We start from the raw sequence: 17,053 nt of genomic DNA on the forward strand, positions 1-17,053 counted from the left end.
TGGCGATGCCCGACTCACACGACGCACGATGGCCGCTCTCCGCGGCGCAGCACGGTATCTGGGTCGGCCAGCAGCTCGACCTCGCGAGCCCCATCTACAATGCCGGCGAGTGCATCGAGCTTCGAGGCTCGCTCGTCGCCGAGCACTTCGAGGCGGCCGTCCGACAGACGGTCGACGAGGCGGAGGCGCTCCATGCGCGCTTCGAGACCTCGGAAGGTGGCCCGGTGCAATGGGTCAGCCCTCGGGTGGAGTGGGTGCTCCAGCAGGTCGACGTGAGCACGGCGGCCGACCCGTGGGTCGCGGCGCGGGCGTGGATGAATGAAGACCTGAAGCGCACCGTGGACCTCACTCGAGGTCCGCTGTTCGCGGAGGTCCTCTTCAGAGCGGGCCCCGAGCGGCACTTCTGGTTCCAGCGCGTCCATCACATCGCGATGGATGGCTATGGCTTCTCCCTCCTCGCGCGACGGGTGGCGGAGCTCTACACCGCGCGAGTCACGGGCCGGCCAGCGCCCGCGAGCCTCGCGCCCTTGCGGCCGGTGCTCGATGAGGATGCGGCCTACCGTGCCAGTCCGCAGTTCGAGCAGGACCGGGCCTTCTGGGTCGACCGACTCACGGAGTCCCCGCTGCCGGTGACGCTGGCACCTCCGGCTCCGATGTCTCCGGCGTTCGTGCGCGCGACGCGGCAGCTCACATCCGTCCAGGTCGAGCGGATGCAGGGGGTCGCGCGTCCGTTGGGCCTCACCTGGCCGGACCTGGTGCTGGCCGCCGCGGCGGCGTGGATCCACCTGCGCACGGATGCTCCGGAGGTGGTGCTCGGCTTGCCGGTGATGACGCGCCTGGGGTCGGTCTCGCTGCGGGTGCCCTGCATGGCGATGAACATCGTGCCGCTGCGAGTCCCCGTCGCGCCCGGCGCCACGCTGGCGTCGCTGGCGCGGAACATCGCGTTGGAGCTGCGCTCCTCCAGGCCGCACCTGCGCTACCGCTACGAGCAGCTTCGTCGCGACCTGCGGCGGGTCGGTGGACAGCGCAAGCTGTTCGGCCCCGTCGTCAACATCATGCCGTTCGACTACGGGCTGCGCTTCTCGGGGTTGACGAGCATCGCGCACAACATCTCGGCGGGTCCGGTGGAGGACCTCTCCATCGGGGTCTATGCCCGCTCCGATGGCGGCGGCCTGCGCGTCGACTTCGATGCCAATCCGGTCTGCTACGACGCGTCGGCGGTGGATGCGCACCAGCAGGACTTCCTCGAGCGGCTCGACACGTGGCTCGCGGCGCCGGAGCAGCCGGTCCACGGCTCGGCGGCGACGGACGGCGACGGGCGCACCTTGGAGCTGTCGCTCCTCGACGGAGGCCCGCTGCCCGGGCCCGCGCACCCCGTCCTGACGCTGATTCAGCAGCGTGTCCGTGAGCAGCCGGAGTCGGTCGCGGTGGAGCACGGTGCGCATCGGCTGACCTACCAGGAGCTGTGGCAGCGGGCGCGGGAGCTCGCGGCGCGTCTCGTGACCGAGGGGGTCCGCGCCGACACGCCGGTGGCGGTGAAGGTGCCGCGAGGACTCGATGCGGTGGTCGCGTCCCTGGGCATCCTCCTTTCTGGAGCGGGCTATCTCCCGCTGGACCCGAACGGGCCCGAGTCCCGCGCGGCGGCCATCCTCGAGGATGCGGCGCCTTCGCTGATGGTCGTGCCCGCTTCAGGCACCGCTGCCAGCCCCCGGCCCGTGGGGCACCTGGCCATCGAGCGGCGTGCGGCCGTGTCAGCTCCCGCTCACGATGTCTCGGGTACGGACACCCACCCCCAGTCCGAGGGACGCCCGGCCATCGAGCAGCCCGCGGTTGTGCCAGCCTCCGCCTTCGACGCCTCGCGCACCGATGGCGAGCGGCTCGCGTATGTCATCTACACGTCCGGCTCGACGGGGCAGCCCAACGGTGTGCAGATCACCCATGGCGCGCTTGCCCACTTCGTCGCGGGGGCGACGCATCGCTATGGCCTCCATCGCGAGGACCGCGTCCTCCAGTTCGCGCCGCTGCACTTCGACGCGAGCGTCGAGGAGATCTTCCTGACGCTGTGCGCAGGCGCGCGCCTGGTGCTGCGCACGGACGAGATGCTCCAGTCCGTGCCTCGGCTCCTCGAAGCCTGCACGGCACAAGGCATCACGGTGTTGGACCTGCCCACGGCGTTCTGGCACGAGCTGGCCTACGCCGTGTCCACGGAGGCCGCGCGGCTGCCCGACTCCGTGCGAATCGTCATCATCGGAGGCGAGGCCGCGCTCCCCGAGCGCGTCGCACGCTGGCGCGCCTCCGTGCGCGCTGGCGTCCGTCTCCTCAACACCTATGGCCCCACGGAGGCCACGGTCGTCGCGACCATGGCCTCGCTCGGGGAGAGCGACACGCCGGCCCGCGTCGTCTCCAAGGGCGCCGAGGACGAGGTCCCCATCGGCTTGCCGCTCCCCGGCGTTCGCGCCGCGCTCATCGACGCACAGGGGCGACTCGTCGCCAAGGGCGCCGAAGGCGAACTCTGCCTGCTGGGCGGAGCCCTCGCGCGTGGCTATCTCGGACGCCCGGAGCTGGACCGGGCCCGCTTCATCTCGCTGAGCGCGCTGCCTGACCAGCCACGCGCCTACCGCACCGGCGACAAGGCCCGGATGCGGGAGGACGGCCAGCTCGTGTTCGTCGGCCGCGTGGACGACGAGCTGAAGATCAGCGGACACCGCATCGACCCCTCCGAGGTGGAGACCGTGCTGCTCGGCCACCCAGGCGTGCGCGAGGCCGCGGTCGTCGGCCAGCAGCTTCCCGGTGGCTCCCGCCGCCTGTGCGCACACGTCGTCGCGGAGGCTCCCATTCCCTCCGCCGCCGACCTGCGCAAACACCTGCTCGCGCACCTCCCCGCGCCCATGGTGCCGAGCGCCATCGTCTTCACCGAACACCTGCCTCGCACCAGCACGGGGAAGATTGACCGCACGGCCCTGCGCAAGGCCGCGCCCGTCGAGCGGGCCTCCTCCACCGACCAGAACACCACCGAGCTGGAGCGCGTGGTGCTGGGCATCTGGGAAGAGGTCCTCGGCGCAACGGACCTCACCCCGCAGGACGACTTCTTCGACCGAGGCGGTCAGTCCCTCCAGAGCATCCAGGTGGCCAACCGCCTCGGCATCGCCCTGGGACGTGAGGTCCCCGTCGCCACCGTGTTCCGCTACCCCACGGCCGCCGCCCTCGCCCAAGCGCTCGAACACGGAGACGCCGCGAGCACCAGCCCTTCGGGCCCGAACCCCGCGATGCTCGCCGACGCCGAGCTGTCCGAAGAGATCGTTCCCAAATCAAGTCACACCCCTCCGACCACGAGCTTCGAGTCACTCTTCCCGGCCCCTCGCCAGGCGCTCCTCACCGGCGCCACCGGGTTCGTCGGCGCGCACCTGCTCGACCAACTCCTGCGCCAGACCCAAGCCCGCGTGGTCTGCCTCGTCCGAGCCCGCGACGAAGCCCAGGCCCTGGAGCGCATCCGCGCCGCCCTGACGTCACAACAGCTCTCCACCGAGGGACTCTCCACCCGCGTCGTCGCCCTCCCGTCGGACCTCACGAAGCCGTGGCTCGGGCTCGACAAGGCGCGCTTCCACGGACTGGCCGCGGAGTGCGACGTCGTCCTCCACAACGCGGCGGTGGTGAGCGTCGTCCGGGAGTACGGCAGCGTCCAGGCCGTCAACGTCCAGGGCACTCGCGAGCTGCTGCGGCTGGCGGCCACCGCTCGCCTCAAGCCCTTCCACTACGTGTCCACGCTCGCCGTCGCGCCCCAGGCGAACGTGAGCCCGGAGGTCCCCGAGGACTTCGTCCCCGCCCACCCGGGCCTGCGTGACGGCTATCAGCAGAGCAAGTGGGTCGCGGAGCGCCTGGTCCAACAAGCCTCCGAGCGCGGCCTGCCCGTCGCCGTCTACCGCCTGGGCCGCGTCGTCGGCGCCAGCGACACCGCGCTCGTCAATCCCCAGGACCTCGTCTGGCGCATCCTGCTCGCGGGAGTCCCCTCCGGCTCGCTGCCGATGCTGGACGTCGGCGAGACGTGGACCCCCGTGGACTACGTGGCCCAGGCCATCGTCGCCCTCTCCCGCCGCGCCACGCCGGGCACCGTGTTCAACCTGACGCCCGTGCCGGATGTCCGGCTGCCGGAGCTGTTCCGCTGGGTCCGCGAGTACGGCTACCCCGTGGAGATGGCCCCCATCCCCGAGTGGCGCGCACGCGTGGCGGAGCGCGCGGGCACCGCCGACAACACCACCACGCTGGCCTTCTTCGACCTGCGCTCCGGCGACTCGGAGCCCGCCTTCGGACTCGGCCCCGTGCGCTGTCAACGCCTGCACCAGTCCCTGGAGGGCACCGGCATCACCTGTCCCCAGGCGAATCGCGACCTCTTCTTCCGATACCTCAACACCTGCGTCGCCCGCGGACTCCTTCCGCCGACGCCTGGCGCTTCCTTGGAAACGGCCACCCCGTGATGAATCGAACCTGGACCCCCCGCACGTGGCGCGAGAAGCCCGTGAAGTACATGCCGGATGACTATCCGGACCTGCGCGCCCTCACCCGTGTCGAGTCCGAGCTGTCCAAGCTCCCTCCCCTCGTCCACCCCGCGGAGACCCGACGCCTCACCGCCGCGCTCGCCCAGGTCTCCCAGGGCAAGGCCTTCCTCCTCCAAGGCGGAGACTGCGCGGAGAGCTTCAAGGAGTTCACCACCGACAACATCCGCGACACGTTCCGCCTCATCCTCCAGATGGCCATCGTGCTCACCTTCGCGGGGGGCCGGCCGGTGGTGAAGGTGGGCCGCATCGCGGGGCAGTTCGCCAAGCCGCGCTCCAGTCCCGTGGAGACGCTCGACGGCGTCACCCTCCCCGCGTACCGGGGCGACATCATCAACGGCATGGACTTCGACGCGGCCGAGCGCACGCCCGACCCGAAGCGCCTGCTCAAGGCCTACCACCAGTCCTCCGCCACGCTGAACCTGCTGCGGGCCTACTCCGGAGGCGGTTACGAGGACCTCTGCAACCTCCACCGCTGGACGCTCGACTTCGTCGCGGCCTCTCCCCAGGGAGAGCCCTACCGCAAGCTCGCGGACTCCATCTTCGAGTCGCTCTGCTTCATGAGCGCGCTGTGCCCCGCCCCCGACCACACCCCCGCCCCGCCCACCGTGGAGCTCTTCACCAGCCATGAAGCGCTCCTCCTCAACTTCGAGGAAGCCCTCACGCGCCAGGAGCCCTCGACGAACCACTGGTACGACGCCTCCGCCCACATGCTCTGGATTGGCGAGCGCACCCGCCAGCTCGACGGCGGGCACGTGGAGTTCATGCGAGGTCTCCGTAACCCCATTGGCGTCAAGTGCGGCCCCACGATGGAGCCGGATGACCTGCTGCGCCTGATGGACGTGCTCAACCCGGAGGGCCTCCCAGGCCGCCTCACCCTCATCGGCCGCTTCGGCGCGGACAAGGTCGCCGATTGCCTCCCACGCCTGATGGCCGCCACGCGCCAGGACGGCCGCCCCGTCATCTGGTCCATCGACCCGATGCACGGCAACACCCACAAGGCCAGCAACGGCTACAAGACGCGCGCCTTCGACCGGGTCCTCTCCGAGGTGAAAGGCTTCCTCCAGGTCGCCTCCGCCGAGGGCGTCCACCCGGGCGGCATCCACCTGGAGATGACGGGCCAGAACGTCACCGAGTGCCTGGGCGGCCCTCGCGCCGTCACCGAGGACGACCTTTCCAGCCGCTATCACACACATTGCGACCCGCGCCTCAACGCGGACCAGGCACTCCAGCTTTCCTTCCTCGTCGCAGAGAAACTGCACGCCCTGAAAAGCCCCCGTGCCAGGGCGGCCTAGGACACCCATCAATCCTTGACAGCCTGTAGGCCAAGGAATACACGCACTCCGCAAATGAAAATGAAAACCATTTTCATAATCCCCCTGGCTCGCTGGAGCCTCGGACTGGGTCGGGCGCGGCGGGGCGTGGCGCTGCTGGCGTGGCTGACCGTCGGGGCTCCCGCCCTGGCGCAGGAGGCGGGCGAAGGTCCGCCGCCGTCCGTGGCACCGACGTCCGTCCCGGAGTCCGCGCCGCCCGCGGCCCCCTCCATCGTTCCGCCCAAGCTGGTGACGTTCGTCGAGGCGACCTACCCGGCCGAGGCGGAGAAGGCCCGGCAGGAGGCCACGGTGCGCCTGAAGCTGACGCTGGACGCCCAGGGCACCGTCACGGAGGCGGAGGTCCTGGAGCCCCAGGGGCACGGCTTCGACGAGGCGGCGCGAGAGGCGGCGCTGCGCTTCCGCTTCGAGCCGGCGCAGCGCGACGGCGTCGCGGTCCCCTCGCGCATCGCCTACAGCTACGAGTTTCGCCTTCCCGCCGAAGCGCCCGTGCCTGCGCCGGCCGAGCCGCCCGTCGTCGCGACCGCGCCCGTCGCTCCGGTGGAAGCCCCTGCCCCTGTCGACACCGAGCCCCGGCAGCCCGCGGCCGATGCGAGCATGGAGGCCATCGACGTCACCGTCGCCGGAGAGTCCGCCGCCGAGCGCCGGCGCCGCTCCGCCGAAGCGGTGAAGGTCATCGAGACGGAGAGCCTCCAGCGCGAGGCCGTGGACATGGGTCAGGCCCTCTCCCGGACCGAGGGCGTGGGGGTCCGCCGCGCCGGAGGACTGGGCAGCCGCGCGCGCTTCTCCCTCGCGGGGCTCGCGGATGACCAGGTCCGCTTCTTCATCGACGGCGTGCCGCTGGAGCTCGCGGGCTTCGGCCCGGACTTCGCGAACGTCCCCGTCAACCTCGTCCAGCGCCTGGAGCTGTACCAGGGCGTGGTGCCCGTGCGCTTCGGCGCGGATGCGCTGGGCGGCGCGGTGCAGATCGTCACGCCGGAGAACGTGGAGGGCTCACGCGCCTCCGCGTCCTACGAGATCGGCTCGTTCGAGACGCACCGGGTGACGGCCAGCGCGCAGCACGTCTCCGGCGCCACGGGCCTCCTGCTGCGCGCCAGCGGCTTCTTCGACTCCAGCCCCAACAACTACGCCGTCGACGTCAAGGTGGGAGACGCCTCCGGGCGGGTGCTCGAGACGCGCCTGCCGCGCTTCCACGACGCGTTCCGCGCGGGAGGCGGAGGACTCGAGGTGGGCTTCGTCAACCGGCCCTGGGCCCGCAGGCTCCTCCTCCGGGCCTACGCGTCCACCTCCAGCCAGGAGATTCAACACGACACGACAATGAAGACGGCCTACGGCGAGGTCGACTCGGCCAACAGCTCCGGCGGCGCCACGCTCCGCTTCGAGCAGACCTACGCCAGCGGCATCGTCGTGGACGCGGTGGGGGGCTATGTCTTCCGGCGCGCGCGCCTCACGGACCTGGGGACGTGTGCATACGACTGGTTCGGCAAGTGCGTCGCCGACCTCCCGCAGCCCGGGGAGCTGGAGGACCGGGCCATCGACCGGCACGTGAGCCAGCACACCGGCTTCGCGCGGCTCAACCTGGGCTGGAGCCTGGCCCCCCAGCAGATGCTGCGCCTGACGGTGGCGCCCACCTTCGTGAGCCGGGACGGTGAAGACCGGGCGCTCACCGCGCTCAGCAAGGTCGACCCACTCACCGCGCGGCGCAGCCTCTACTCGCAGGTCGTCGGCCTGGAGCATGAGCTGGACGCGCTGGACGAGCGGCTGGAGAACATCGTCTTCGCCAAGAGCTACACGCAGCTGGCCCGCGCGGACCGGCTCCTGCCCGACAACACCTTCGCCCCGGCGGACCGGGACACCTTCACCTTCGGGGTCGGCGACTCGCTGCGCTACCGCCTGTCGTCCCAGCTCACCGCGAAGGCCGCCTACGAGTGGGCCACGCGCCTGCCCCGGCCGGATGAAATCTTCGGCGACGGCATCCTCATCGACACCAACCTGGACCTGAAGCCGGAGACCAGCCACAACCTCAACCTGGAGCTGGCGCTCGACACGCGCGAGACGGCGAGGGGGGCCTTCCGGGGCAGCGTGATGGGCTTCGCCCGCTTCACCGACCAGCTCATCATCCCGCTGGGGCGCGAGGGCTACTTCACCTACCAGAACGTCTTCGCGGCGCGCAGCCTGGGCGCCATGGGCGCGGTGGGCTGGACGTCGCCCGCGCAGCTCCTGTCGCTCGACGGGAACGTCACGTGGCAGGACATCCGCAATGCCTCCGGCGAGGGCGCCTTCGGCACCTTCGACGGCCAGCGCATCCCCAACCGCCCCGCCCTGCTCGCCAACGGGAGCGCCCGGCTCCAGTGGAGTGGCCTGGCGTCGTCGCGCGATGAGCTGTCATTGACCTGGAACACCCGCTACATCCACGCGTTCTACAGAGGGTGGGAGAAGCTGGGGGCCCAGGGCTCGAAGCAGAACATCGAGGCCCAGCTCCTTCACTCGCTGGCCCTCACGTATGTCACCCGGCCCGCGCGCGCGACCCTGAGCTGGACGGTCGACGTGCAGAACCTCACCGACGCCACCGCCATGGACTTCATGGGGGTGCAGCGTCCCGGGAGAAGTGTCTCCGCGAAGGTGGTCGCGGAGCTCTGAGTCACCCCCGCATCTGTCTTGTCATTCCTCGCTGATGTCCTGAAAGGACTCTCTCCATGAAGACTGCTTCACTCTTCTCCCTCCCACGCCTCACCGCGGCGGCGCTCGCGCTGGGCCTGTTCTCCGGCTGCGGCGACGACAAGGACGGCAAGGGCGTTGGCGACGGCGCCGTCTATGCCGCCATCACCCAGGTGAGCACGACCGACGAGACGCAGAGCTACGTCGTCCTGCTGGACAAGGTCGACCAGACCGAGACGCTGTCGCTGGAGAACGCCACCGAGATTCCCGGCCGCGCGCTGGGCGCCGGCATCGCGAAGTCCGGCCACCTGTACGTGGCGGGCAGCGAGGGCGCCATCGTGACGCGCTACAAGCTGACCGACGACGGGAAGCTCGTGCAGGACGGCGAGGTGAGCTTCTCCGGCCGCGGCGTCAGCTCCATCGGCGAGTACCAGCACCAGTTCCAGTTCGCCTCGGCGACGAAGGCGTACTACGTCGACGGCCGCACCGCGCAGGTCATCGTGTGGAACCCCACGACGATGGAAGTGACCAACGCCGTTCAGCTCCCCGGGCTCACCATCGCGGGCTCGGTCAGCACGTTCGCGTCGCTGCCGGTTCGCGCGGCGAACAAGATCCTCATCCCCGTGGGCTGGCGCCCGAGCTCCAGCGTGGGCATCACCTCGAAGGCCGGCGTCATCGTGGTGAACCCGGAGAACGACTCCATCACCCTGGTCACCGATGACCGCTGCGGCTACGTACGCGACGGCGTCGTCGGCCCGGATGGTCAGGTCTACCTGGCGACCGAGGCGTATGGCGCCGCCGTGTTCCGCACCGCGGGCGCGTCCGCCGCGCCGGAGCCGTGCCTGCTGCGCTTCGACGCGCAGGCCCAGACGTTCGACAAGGACTTCCGCCGGTCGCTGGGCGCGCTGACCAACGGCAAGCCCACGGGCTCGCTGCTGCCCGGCCCGTCCGGCAGCGCCTACCTGCGCGTGCTGGATGAGACGCACTCCTCCCTGCGTGAGGGCATGCACCCCCGCGCGATGGCCAGCGCCCCGGCCTGGAAGTTCTGGCAGCTCAACCTGGCCACGCTCGCCGCGACCGAGGTCTCCACCCTGCCGGCCAGCACGGGCAGCACGTTCCTCTACGACGCCGACAACCGCGTCCTCTTCACCGAGTTCACCAACAACTCGTCGACGACGAACGTCCGCGAGCTGACCGACAAGAGCGGCAAGCTCGTCTTCACCACGCAGGGGCTGGTGTTCTCCTTCCTGCAGCTGCGCTGAGCCTCACCACCGCAGTCACCTCCCGAAGGCGCCGCGCGCGGCTCACCGCGTCCGGCGCCTTCCGGAGCGCCCCACCCACCGCGGCGTCCCTGACGTGCGGCGTCCCTGCCTCCCGGGAAACCCAACCATGCACATCGTCGAAATCGTCAAGGATGTCTTCGTGAAGTGGGGCGCGAACTGGGTGCTCTGGCTCCTGTTCGCGCTGTCCCTGGTGAGCATCGGCGTCATCGTGGAGCGCTGGCTCGTCTTCCGCACCAAGCAGGACCGCATCCGGGAGCTGTCCGGCGCGCTCGAGGAGACGCTGGCGAGCGGCGACTTCCCCGCGGCCATCTCCAAGCTGGAGAAGCGCACGTCGGTGGGCGCCTCGGTGGCTCGCGCGGGCCTGCGGCTGGCCCCCCAGGGCATGACGGCCGCGGAGAAGGGCATGCAGAGCGCGCTCGCCATCGAGCGCTCCACGCTCGAGAACCGGCTCGCCTTCCTGGGCACGCTGGGGAACAACGCGCCGTTCATCGGCCTGTTCGGAACGGTCATCGGCGTGCTGCTCGCGTTCGAGGCGCTGAGCCAGACGAAGGGCTCGCCCGTGAGCGGGGCCAGTCAGGTCGCCTCCAACCTGGTGATGGGCAGCATCGCGGAGGCGCTGGTCGCCACCGCCGTCGGCATCGGCGTCGCCCTCCCCGCCGTCGCCGCCTACAACTACTTCCAGCGGCGCATCGCCAGCATCCTCTCGGACGCGGAGGCGCTGACCAACCTGGTGCTGGCCTACGTCTCCGCGCGCGAGCAGGCCGCGACGCCCAAGGGAGGCGCCTGACCATGGCCGGAGGAACCACGCCCCGCGGCGGCCTCATCGAGGGCATCAACGTCACGCCGCTCGTGGACATCATGCTGGTGCTGCTCATCATCTTCATGGTCACCGCGCGACTGGTGGACAGCCCCGCCGTCCCCCTGGACCTGCCCAAGGCCTCGCAGAGCGAGGACGTGCAGACGGTGTTCGCGGTCTCCATCACGCCCGCCGGTGAGCTCCTGGTGAACGGCGAGGCGACAACGGACCAGGTCCTTCAAGACAGCGCGAGGCAGGCGCTGGTGAAGGACCCCGAGCTGCGCGCGGTCATCCAGGCGGATGGCGCCGTCCCCCACCGGCGCGTCATCGCGGTGCTGGATGCGCTCAAGGAGGCGGGCCTCACGCGCGTCGCCTTCGGAACGGTGCGACCCGCGCCCATCGAGGAGGGCACGCGTGTCACGCCCTGAGCCCTCACCTCACCCCGAGTCGAGCATCGCGGGCATCGTCCTGGGCCCGCCTCCGCCCCAACGGCGCTACGCCCTCTGGTGGGCCGTCGCCGTCACCGCGTCGCTGCATGGGGTCGCGGGCGTGCTGGCGTATCAGGCCTGGCGCCAGGGGCAGTCCGCCACGCCGCAGGTCGCCGTGCGCAAGCAGGTGATTCGCGTCGACCACGAGGTGGACCTGAATCCACCCCCGCCACCGCCACCGCCTCAGCCCCAGCGCGTCGCCCGGGCGGACCCGCCGACGCCTCGCGTGAAGACACCGAGCCCCGCGCCCCGCGAGTCCTCACGCCCCACGCCCGTGGAGCCGGCGCAGGCGGGGGCGGTGGTCGCCGCGAAGGAGACCGCCGCGCCGCTCGACTTCACCGACTTCGACATGGCCAGCGGCAACGCGCCCAAGTACGCGGGCGGCGTGACGGCGTCGACGGGCCGCTCGACGACGGCGGTCAACACCGTGGCCAGCGGCGACACCGAAGGCGTGGGCACGGGAGGCAGCCAGGCCCGCGCCATCCAGCTCTCCGCTCGCAACTGGAGCTGCCCGTGGCCGAAGGAAGCCGATGCGCTGCGCATCGACAACCAGACGGTGGTGCTGCGCGTCGCCGTGGACGTCGAGGGTGAAGTGACGTCGACCGAGCTCGTGTCGGACCCGGGGCACGGCTTCGGGCAGGCCGCGCTCGGGTGTGCGCGCAAGGCGCGCTTCGACACCGCGCTGGACCGCGAGGGGCATCCTGTCGCCGCGGTCTCTCCCCCGATCCGGGTGCGGTTCGTCCGCCCCTAGCGCGTCTCGCGCCCGCCGTCTGGAGGCACTCGTGAACACCGCCGCTCCGCCCCGCCAGGAGAAGCTGCTGACCCTGTTGCTCGCGGGAGTCCAGTTCAGCCACCTCCTGGACTTCATGATCATCCTGCCGCTGGGCCCGGAGCTCATCCGCCGCTTCGACCTCACCACGGCGCAGTTCGGCGCGCTCGTGTCCGCGTACACGCTGGCCTCCGCGGCCATGGGGGTCCTGGGCCTGTTCTGGCTGGACCGCTTCGACCGCAAGCGCACGCTCCTGGCCGTCTACGCGGGCTTCATCCTCGCCACGCTGGCGTGTGGCGTCGCGTCCAGCCACGTCGCGCTGCTGGTGGCCCGCTCGCTCGCGGGCGCCTGCGCGGGCCTCATGGGCGCGGTCATCATGGCCATCATCGCGGACGTCGTCCCGGGCGAGCGACGGGGGCGGGCCATCGGCACGGTGATGTCGGCGCTGGGGCTCTCCGCTGTCGCCGGGGTTCCGTTGGGGCTCGGGCTCGCGAACCAGTTCGACTGGCGTGTTCCGTTCTGGGCCATCGGTGGACTGGCGGCGGTGCTGTGGCTGGGCCTGCTGCGTGTCCTTCCTCCCGTGAAGCATCACCTGGCGCGCGACCCCGAAGCCTCGCCAGGCAATCCCTTGTCGACGCTGGCCTCCCCCTCCCTCGCCCTGGGCTGGCTGCTGACGTTCTGTGTCGTCTTCGCCAGCTTCCTGCTCATCCCGTACCTGAGCCCCTTCATGGTGGGGAACCTGGGCGTGGCGAGCACGGACCTCACCTGGGTGTACCTGGGAGGCGGCGCCGGGACGCTCTTCGCGGCGAAGCTGGTGGGGCGCTTCACCGACCGCCTGGGCGCGGGGCGCATGCTCGCGTGGCTCCTGGCGGGCACGGTGGGCCCGCATCTGCTCTTCACGCACCTGTCGCCCGCTCCGCTGCCCGTGGTGACGAGCGCGTTCGTGCTGTTCATGGCGGTGACGTCCACACGCGCCATCCCCACCATCGCGCTGGTGTCCGCGCGAGTGCCTCCCGCGCTGCGCGGGCGCTTCCTCGCCGTCAACATGGCCGCGAGCGATGGCGCCTCCGGCCTCGCCGCCTGGGTGAGTGGCCTGCTCATCACCACGGCGCCGGACGGTGCGCTGCTGGGCTTCGGCCAGGTGGGGTGGATGGCCGTGGCGGTGACCGCGCTCTCCCTGTGCCTCTTGTGGACCTTCAGCCGAAGCGCACTGCCCCTGAAGGCCGCGACGACCTGATTCCTCTCAACACCCCAAGCCAAAGGAAGTCCCCATGGACATGCCTGTCAGGAAGCATCCCTCCCTTCCCCGCCCCATCCTGGGCGAGCTGAAGCTGGAGCGCTCCAACCAGCTCCTCGCCGAGGCGCGCAAGACGGTCCCCGGCGTCACCCAGTCGATGATGAAGAAGCCGGAGTTCTTCGCCCCGGGCTCCTTCCCCGTGTTCCTCGCCAAGGGCCAGGGCGCGCTCGTGGAGGACGTCGACGGCCAGGAGTACATCGACTTCATCAGCGGGCTGGGCGCCAACATGCTCGGCCACAACCACCCCGCGGTGGTCGACACCATCCGCCGTCACCTGGAGGAAGGCGTCCTCCACTCGCTGCCCACGCCCGTGGAGGTCACCTCCATCCAGGCGCTGCTGGACCTGGTGCCGGGCGCGGAGCAGGCGCGCTTCTTCAAGACGGGCGCGGATGCCACGTCCGCCGCGGTGCGCCTGTCGCGCTACCTCACCGGCAAGGAGCGCATCATCACCGTCGGCTACAACGGGTGGCATGACCACTTCATGTACGACACCCCGGGCGTGCCCGCGCCGCTCGCGAGCCTGACCACGCGGCTGCCCCTCTTCACGCCGCCGGACGAGGCCGTGCTGCTGTCCACCATCGAGAAGCAGGCCAGCCAGCTGGCGGCGGTGGTCCTCTCCATCCCCTACAACCGGCCGCTCACGTCGGGCTTCATGCAGCAGGTGCGCGCCGCGTGCACCGCGCACGGCGTGATGTTCGTGATGGACGAGGTGGTGACGGGCTTCCGCCTGGCCATGGGCGGCGCGCAGGAGTTCTTCGGCGTGCAGGCGGACATCGTGTGCATGTCCAAGAGCATCGCCGCGGGCATGCCGCTGTCGGCCATCTCCGGCCCGACGAAGTACCTCAGCAAGCTGGCGGACCTCCAGGTGTCGACCACGTTCGGCGGCGAGCTGCTGACGCTGGCCGTCTGCGAGGCCGTGCTGAAGTTCTACAAGCAGAACAGCCACATCCAGCACATCGCGAACCTGGGCCGCAAGCTGCGCGAGGGCGTCAACCAGCACGCCGAGGCGGTGGGCTCGCCGCTGCGCGTGCTCGGCTACGACTCGGTGCCCTTCTTCCGCTACTCGCCGGACATGGTCGAGCACGCGAAGCTGATGACGCCGTTCCAGGGCGGGATGGCGCGCCGGGGCGTCCTGCTGCGCCGCGACGTGAACTTCATCTCCGCGGTCCACACCGAGGAGCAGGTTCAGTACACGGTGGACATGGCGGGCGAGGTGCTGCGCTCGCTCGCGAAGCCCGCGTAGTCCCGCGCGGTGACTCGGGGAGGCCGGTGTGTCTGGCCTCCCCGGGTGGCTTCCTAGTTCTTCGAGTCGTGCACGTGGTCCGCGTGGCCCCGCTTCCAATAGCCGGTGACCCGCACCCAGCTCTTGTTCGTCCCGCGCTCGTTGAGCAGGTAGTCGCGGATGGGGCGCATCGCGAGCGACTCACCCGACACCCAGGCGAAGTAGTCACCGGGCGGGAAGTCGAGGGTGCGGATGGACTGGTTGAGCAGGTCCGTGGAGCCCGCCTCGGCGCCGTCCCGGTGCAGCCACTTGAGCGTCATGTTGGCGCGCGTGGAGAACTTCTGCTCCTCGCTGGCGTCGGCGACCTCGATGAAGACGATGGCGCGAGCCCCCTCGGGCAGTTCCTCCAACCGCCGGGCGATGGCGGGGATGGCCGTCTCGTCCCCCGCGAGCAGGTACCAGTCGAAGTCGTTCGACACGAAGAGCGAGCCGCGAGGACCGCCCACGCCCAGCATGTCGCCGGGCTTCGCCTGGGCCGCCCAGGACGACGCGGGGCCCGAGCCATGGAGGACGAAGTCCAGGTCCAGCTCGCCCGCGACCGGGTCGAAGCGGCGAGGCGTGTAGTCGCGCGAGTCGGGCTTCTTCTCACCCGGCTGGAGCACGGGGCCCGTGGGGCCCATCGTCGGAATCACGGGCCGCTGCTTGCCCGCCTCCGGGAACAGCACCTTCACGTGGTCATCCGCGCCTTCGCTGTGGAAGCCCTGGATGTCTTCACCGCCCAGGGTGATGCGCACCACGTGCGGGGTGATGGGCGTCACCCGGAGGACTTCCAGGCAACGGAACTTCACGGGGAACGGACCCCGGCGATACACCTTCTCGGACACGCTGGTCGTCACGTGTGCTCTCCTTCTTCACCACGAGGGCGGCTGCGCCCCTGCGAGCTGTGATTTTAGTTTTGACTCGCAATTTCATCTTCGCAACCGAAATCGCTCCCCACCGTGAGGCATGTCGCATGGCGGGCGGCCAGGCGCGGTGGATGGGAAAACGAGAACGGGGCCCGAGCACCGGCTGGGGAGGAGACGCCCGCCGGCACGCTCAGGCCCCGAGGGGTTCGCTACTGGAAGTTCAGCTTGCCATCCAGCTGGTAGCAGACGTGCGGCGTGCCGTCCGTGGGGCGGACCGCGACGCTCGGCCGGGACAGCGCCGCCGCCGAGCCGAGCTGGGTGTAGGTCCAGAAGCTGTTCGCGTCCGGCGTGAGGAGCTCCAGCGTCGTCTCATGGCGCTGGACGATGAAGACCTTGCCGGCCCCGTACGCCACGGCACTCGCGTGGTTCTTGTAGTCCACCTGCGAGTAGCGCACGGTGCTGGACAGGTAGGGGGACGCCACCGCGAGGTCATAGAAGGCGAACTGCGCGCCATCCAGCGACGACCCTCCGCCACCAAGCAGCAAGAGGTGCCGGTTCTCGCCCCAGGCCGTCGACAGCCACTTGTGTCCGTCCGAGTACGTCGCCGTCAGTCGGATGTTGTCGGTATCCGCGCCGGGCTTGACGCCCACGAAGATGTCATTGGTCGAGCTGTTGGCGAAGGGCACATACAGGGTGCCCGAGCTGTCGAAGGTGACGTCGCCCATCAAGGTCGCGCCGCGCATCAGGGCGGCCGTCCACGTGCCCACACCCGTCCGGGTGGTGACTTGCACGCCCGTGGCGATGCCAGAGTGGCTGTCGCTGAAGGCGATGGAGGGCTGAAGCGCCTGCGCGGGATTGAGCGCGATGCTGACCTTCAGGTTCTGTCCGTAGCCCGAGGGGTCCGCGAGCTCCCTGAGCCAGGCTCCATTGGCACGCGTGGCATAGGCCACACGGAAGTATGGAATGGCGGGGCTGGAGGGCGCACCCGCCATCCGGATGTAGGCGACATGCGGCGTCCCAGTCGCCTCATCCAGCGCCATCGTGGCGCTCGACACGTAGCTGCCGCTGTTGTTCATCCCGGGGCCGTCAATCTGCTCCGTCGTCCACACCGTGCCGTCCCAGCTCGCGTACCAGAGCGAGCGGTGGGTGTCGTTCAGGTAGATGACGTGCCCCTTCCCCGCCCGGTCGAAGGCCAGCTTGCAGAAGGAGCCCGTGACGTCCGGCCGCGGGTCCACCACCGTCCCGGGCGCCACCACCGCCGAGCCCACCACGTTGAAGTCGAACGAGCCCTCCCCCGTCTTGCCGGAGACGGTCTCCACGGAGACGGACAGCGACGCCGTTCCCTTCGAGGGCAGCGTCCACTCGACGCGCTCGGCGTTGGCTTCGATGGCGCCCGCATTGGAGCTCCAGCGCACGGTCTTGAAGGCCTCTCCCGACGCGGTGACCTTGAAGCGCTCCTTGGAGCCCTCGACGTAGGGCCCCTCGCCGCCCTCGCGCTCGACGAGCAGCACCACCGAGCCCGGGACGTTCGGCCGGATGATCTCCGTGGGCTTCGACTCCCCCGCGCACCCCGCCGCCAACATGGATGCACATGAAACCGAGATACAAGTGACAAGGAACTTCTTCAGCATGGCCAGAACCTCGTGGATGGGGTCCGGCCCATGACCCAGGCCGGACAGGAGCCACCTGCGCTCCAAGCAATCCCATCAACGAATCACCGCCGGGAAAGTCTTAATGGAAATTGGAAATGAGAC

Annotated in this window: 11 protein-coding genes; 9 read left to right on the forward strand and 2 right to left on the reverse strand. The window is 70.2% G+C overall.

All coding sequences use genetic code 11. The annotated features are described in order from the left end of the window. Positions 1–5 precede the first annotated feature (5 nt). From mxcG to mxcL, 9 genes are all read left to right on the forward strand, one after another. A complete protein-coding gene (gene mxcG / locus MYSTI_RS21335; protein WP_015349867.1) occupies positions 6–4,472 on the forward strand; it encodes a myxochelin non-ribosomal peptide synthetase MxcG in 4,467 nt (1,488 codons plus the stop codon). Next, positions 4,469–5,845, forward strand: coding sequence for a class II 3-deoxy-7-phosphoheptulonate synthase (locus MYSTI_RS21340; protein ID WP_086009852.1), 1,377 nt, complete (start codon positions 4,469–4,471; stop codon positions 5,843–5,845). The genes mxcG and MYSTI_RS21340 overlap by 4 nt, the downstream gene beginning before the upstream one ends. Before the next feature lie 60 nt (positions 5,846–5,905). Continuing rightward, positions 5,906–8,521: a TonB-dependent siderophore myxochelin receptor MxcH gene (mxcH, locus tag MYSTI_RS21345; RefSeq protein WP_233277916.1), complete on the forward strand. Its 2,616-nt coding sequence runs from the start codon at positions 5,906–5,908 to the stop codon at positions 8,519–8,521. Positions 8,522–8,577: 56 nt separating this feature from the next. Further along, a complete protein-coding gene (locus MYSTI_RS21350) occupies positions 8,578–9,801 on the forward strand; it encodes a DUF4374 domain-containing protein (protein ID WP_015349870.1) in 1,224 nt (407 codons plus the stop codon). A gap of 127 nt (positions 9,802–9,928) precedes the next feature. Continuing rightward, positions 9,929–10,609: a MotA/TolQ/ExbB proton channel family protein gene (locus MYSTI_RS21355; RefSeq protein ID WP_015349871.1), complete on the forward strand. Its 681-nt coding sequence runs from the start codon at positions 9,929–9,931 to the stop codon at positions 10,607–10,609. 2 nt (positions 10,610–10,611) lie between these two features. Then, entirely contained in the window at positions 10,612–11,046 is a 435-nt protein-coding gene (locus tag MYSTI_RS21360) for an ExbD/TolR family protein (RefSeq protein ID WP_015349872.1), read from the forward strand. Then, on the forward strand, positions 11,033–11,857 hold the full coding sequence (locus MYSTI_RS21365; RefSeq protein ID WP_015349873.1) for a TonB family protein: 825 nt from the start codon (positions 11,033–11,035) through the stop codon (positions 11,855–11,857). Before MYSTI_RS21360 ends, MYSTI_RS21365 begins: the two co-directional genes overlap by 14 nt. A 31-nt stretch (positions 11,858–11,888) precedes the next feature. Then, positions 11,889–13,112 carry a myxochelin export MFS transporter MxcK gene (gene mxcK, locus MYSTI_RS21370; RefSeq protein ID WP_015349874.1) on the forward strand — a complete coding sequence of 408 codons (1,224 nt, stop codon included), beginning with the start codon at positions 11,889–11,891 and terminating at the stop codon, positions 13,110–13,112. Positions 13,113–13,146: 34 nt separating this feature from the next. Next, positions 13,147–14,415 (forward strand): myxochelin B biosynthesis transaminase MxcL, encoded by a 1,269-nt coding sequence (mxcL, locus tag MYSTI_RS21375; RefSeq protein WP_015349875.1) that lies wholly within the window; start codon positions 13,147–13,149, stop codon positions 14,413–14,415. A 53-nt stretch (positions 14,416–14,468) separates the two neighbouring features. On the opposite strand, the gene MYSTI_RS21380 is transcribed toward mxcL, so the two are convergent. Continuing rightward, a complete protein-coding gene (locus tag MYSTI_RS21380) occupies positions 14,469–15,290 on the reverse strand; it encodes a siderophore-interacting protein (protein WP_015349876.1) in 822 nt (273 codons plus the stop codon). Positions 15,291–15,508: 218 nt separating this feature from the next. Beyond that, positions 15,509–16,930: a hypothetical protein gene (locus MYSTI_RS21385; protein ID WP_015349877.1), complete on the reverse strand. Its 1,422-nt coding sequence runs from the start codon at positions 16,928–16,930 to the stop codon at positions 15,509–15,511. Between the last annotated feature and the right edge of the window lie 123 nt (positions 16,931–17,053).

The sequence above is a fragment of the Myxococcus stipitatus DSM 14675 genome (assembly GCF_000331735.1).
Taxonomy (GTDB): domain Bacteria; phylum Myxococcota; class Myxococcia; order Myxococcales; family Myxococcaceae; genus Myxococcus; species Myxococcus stipitatus.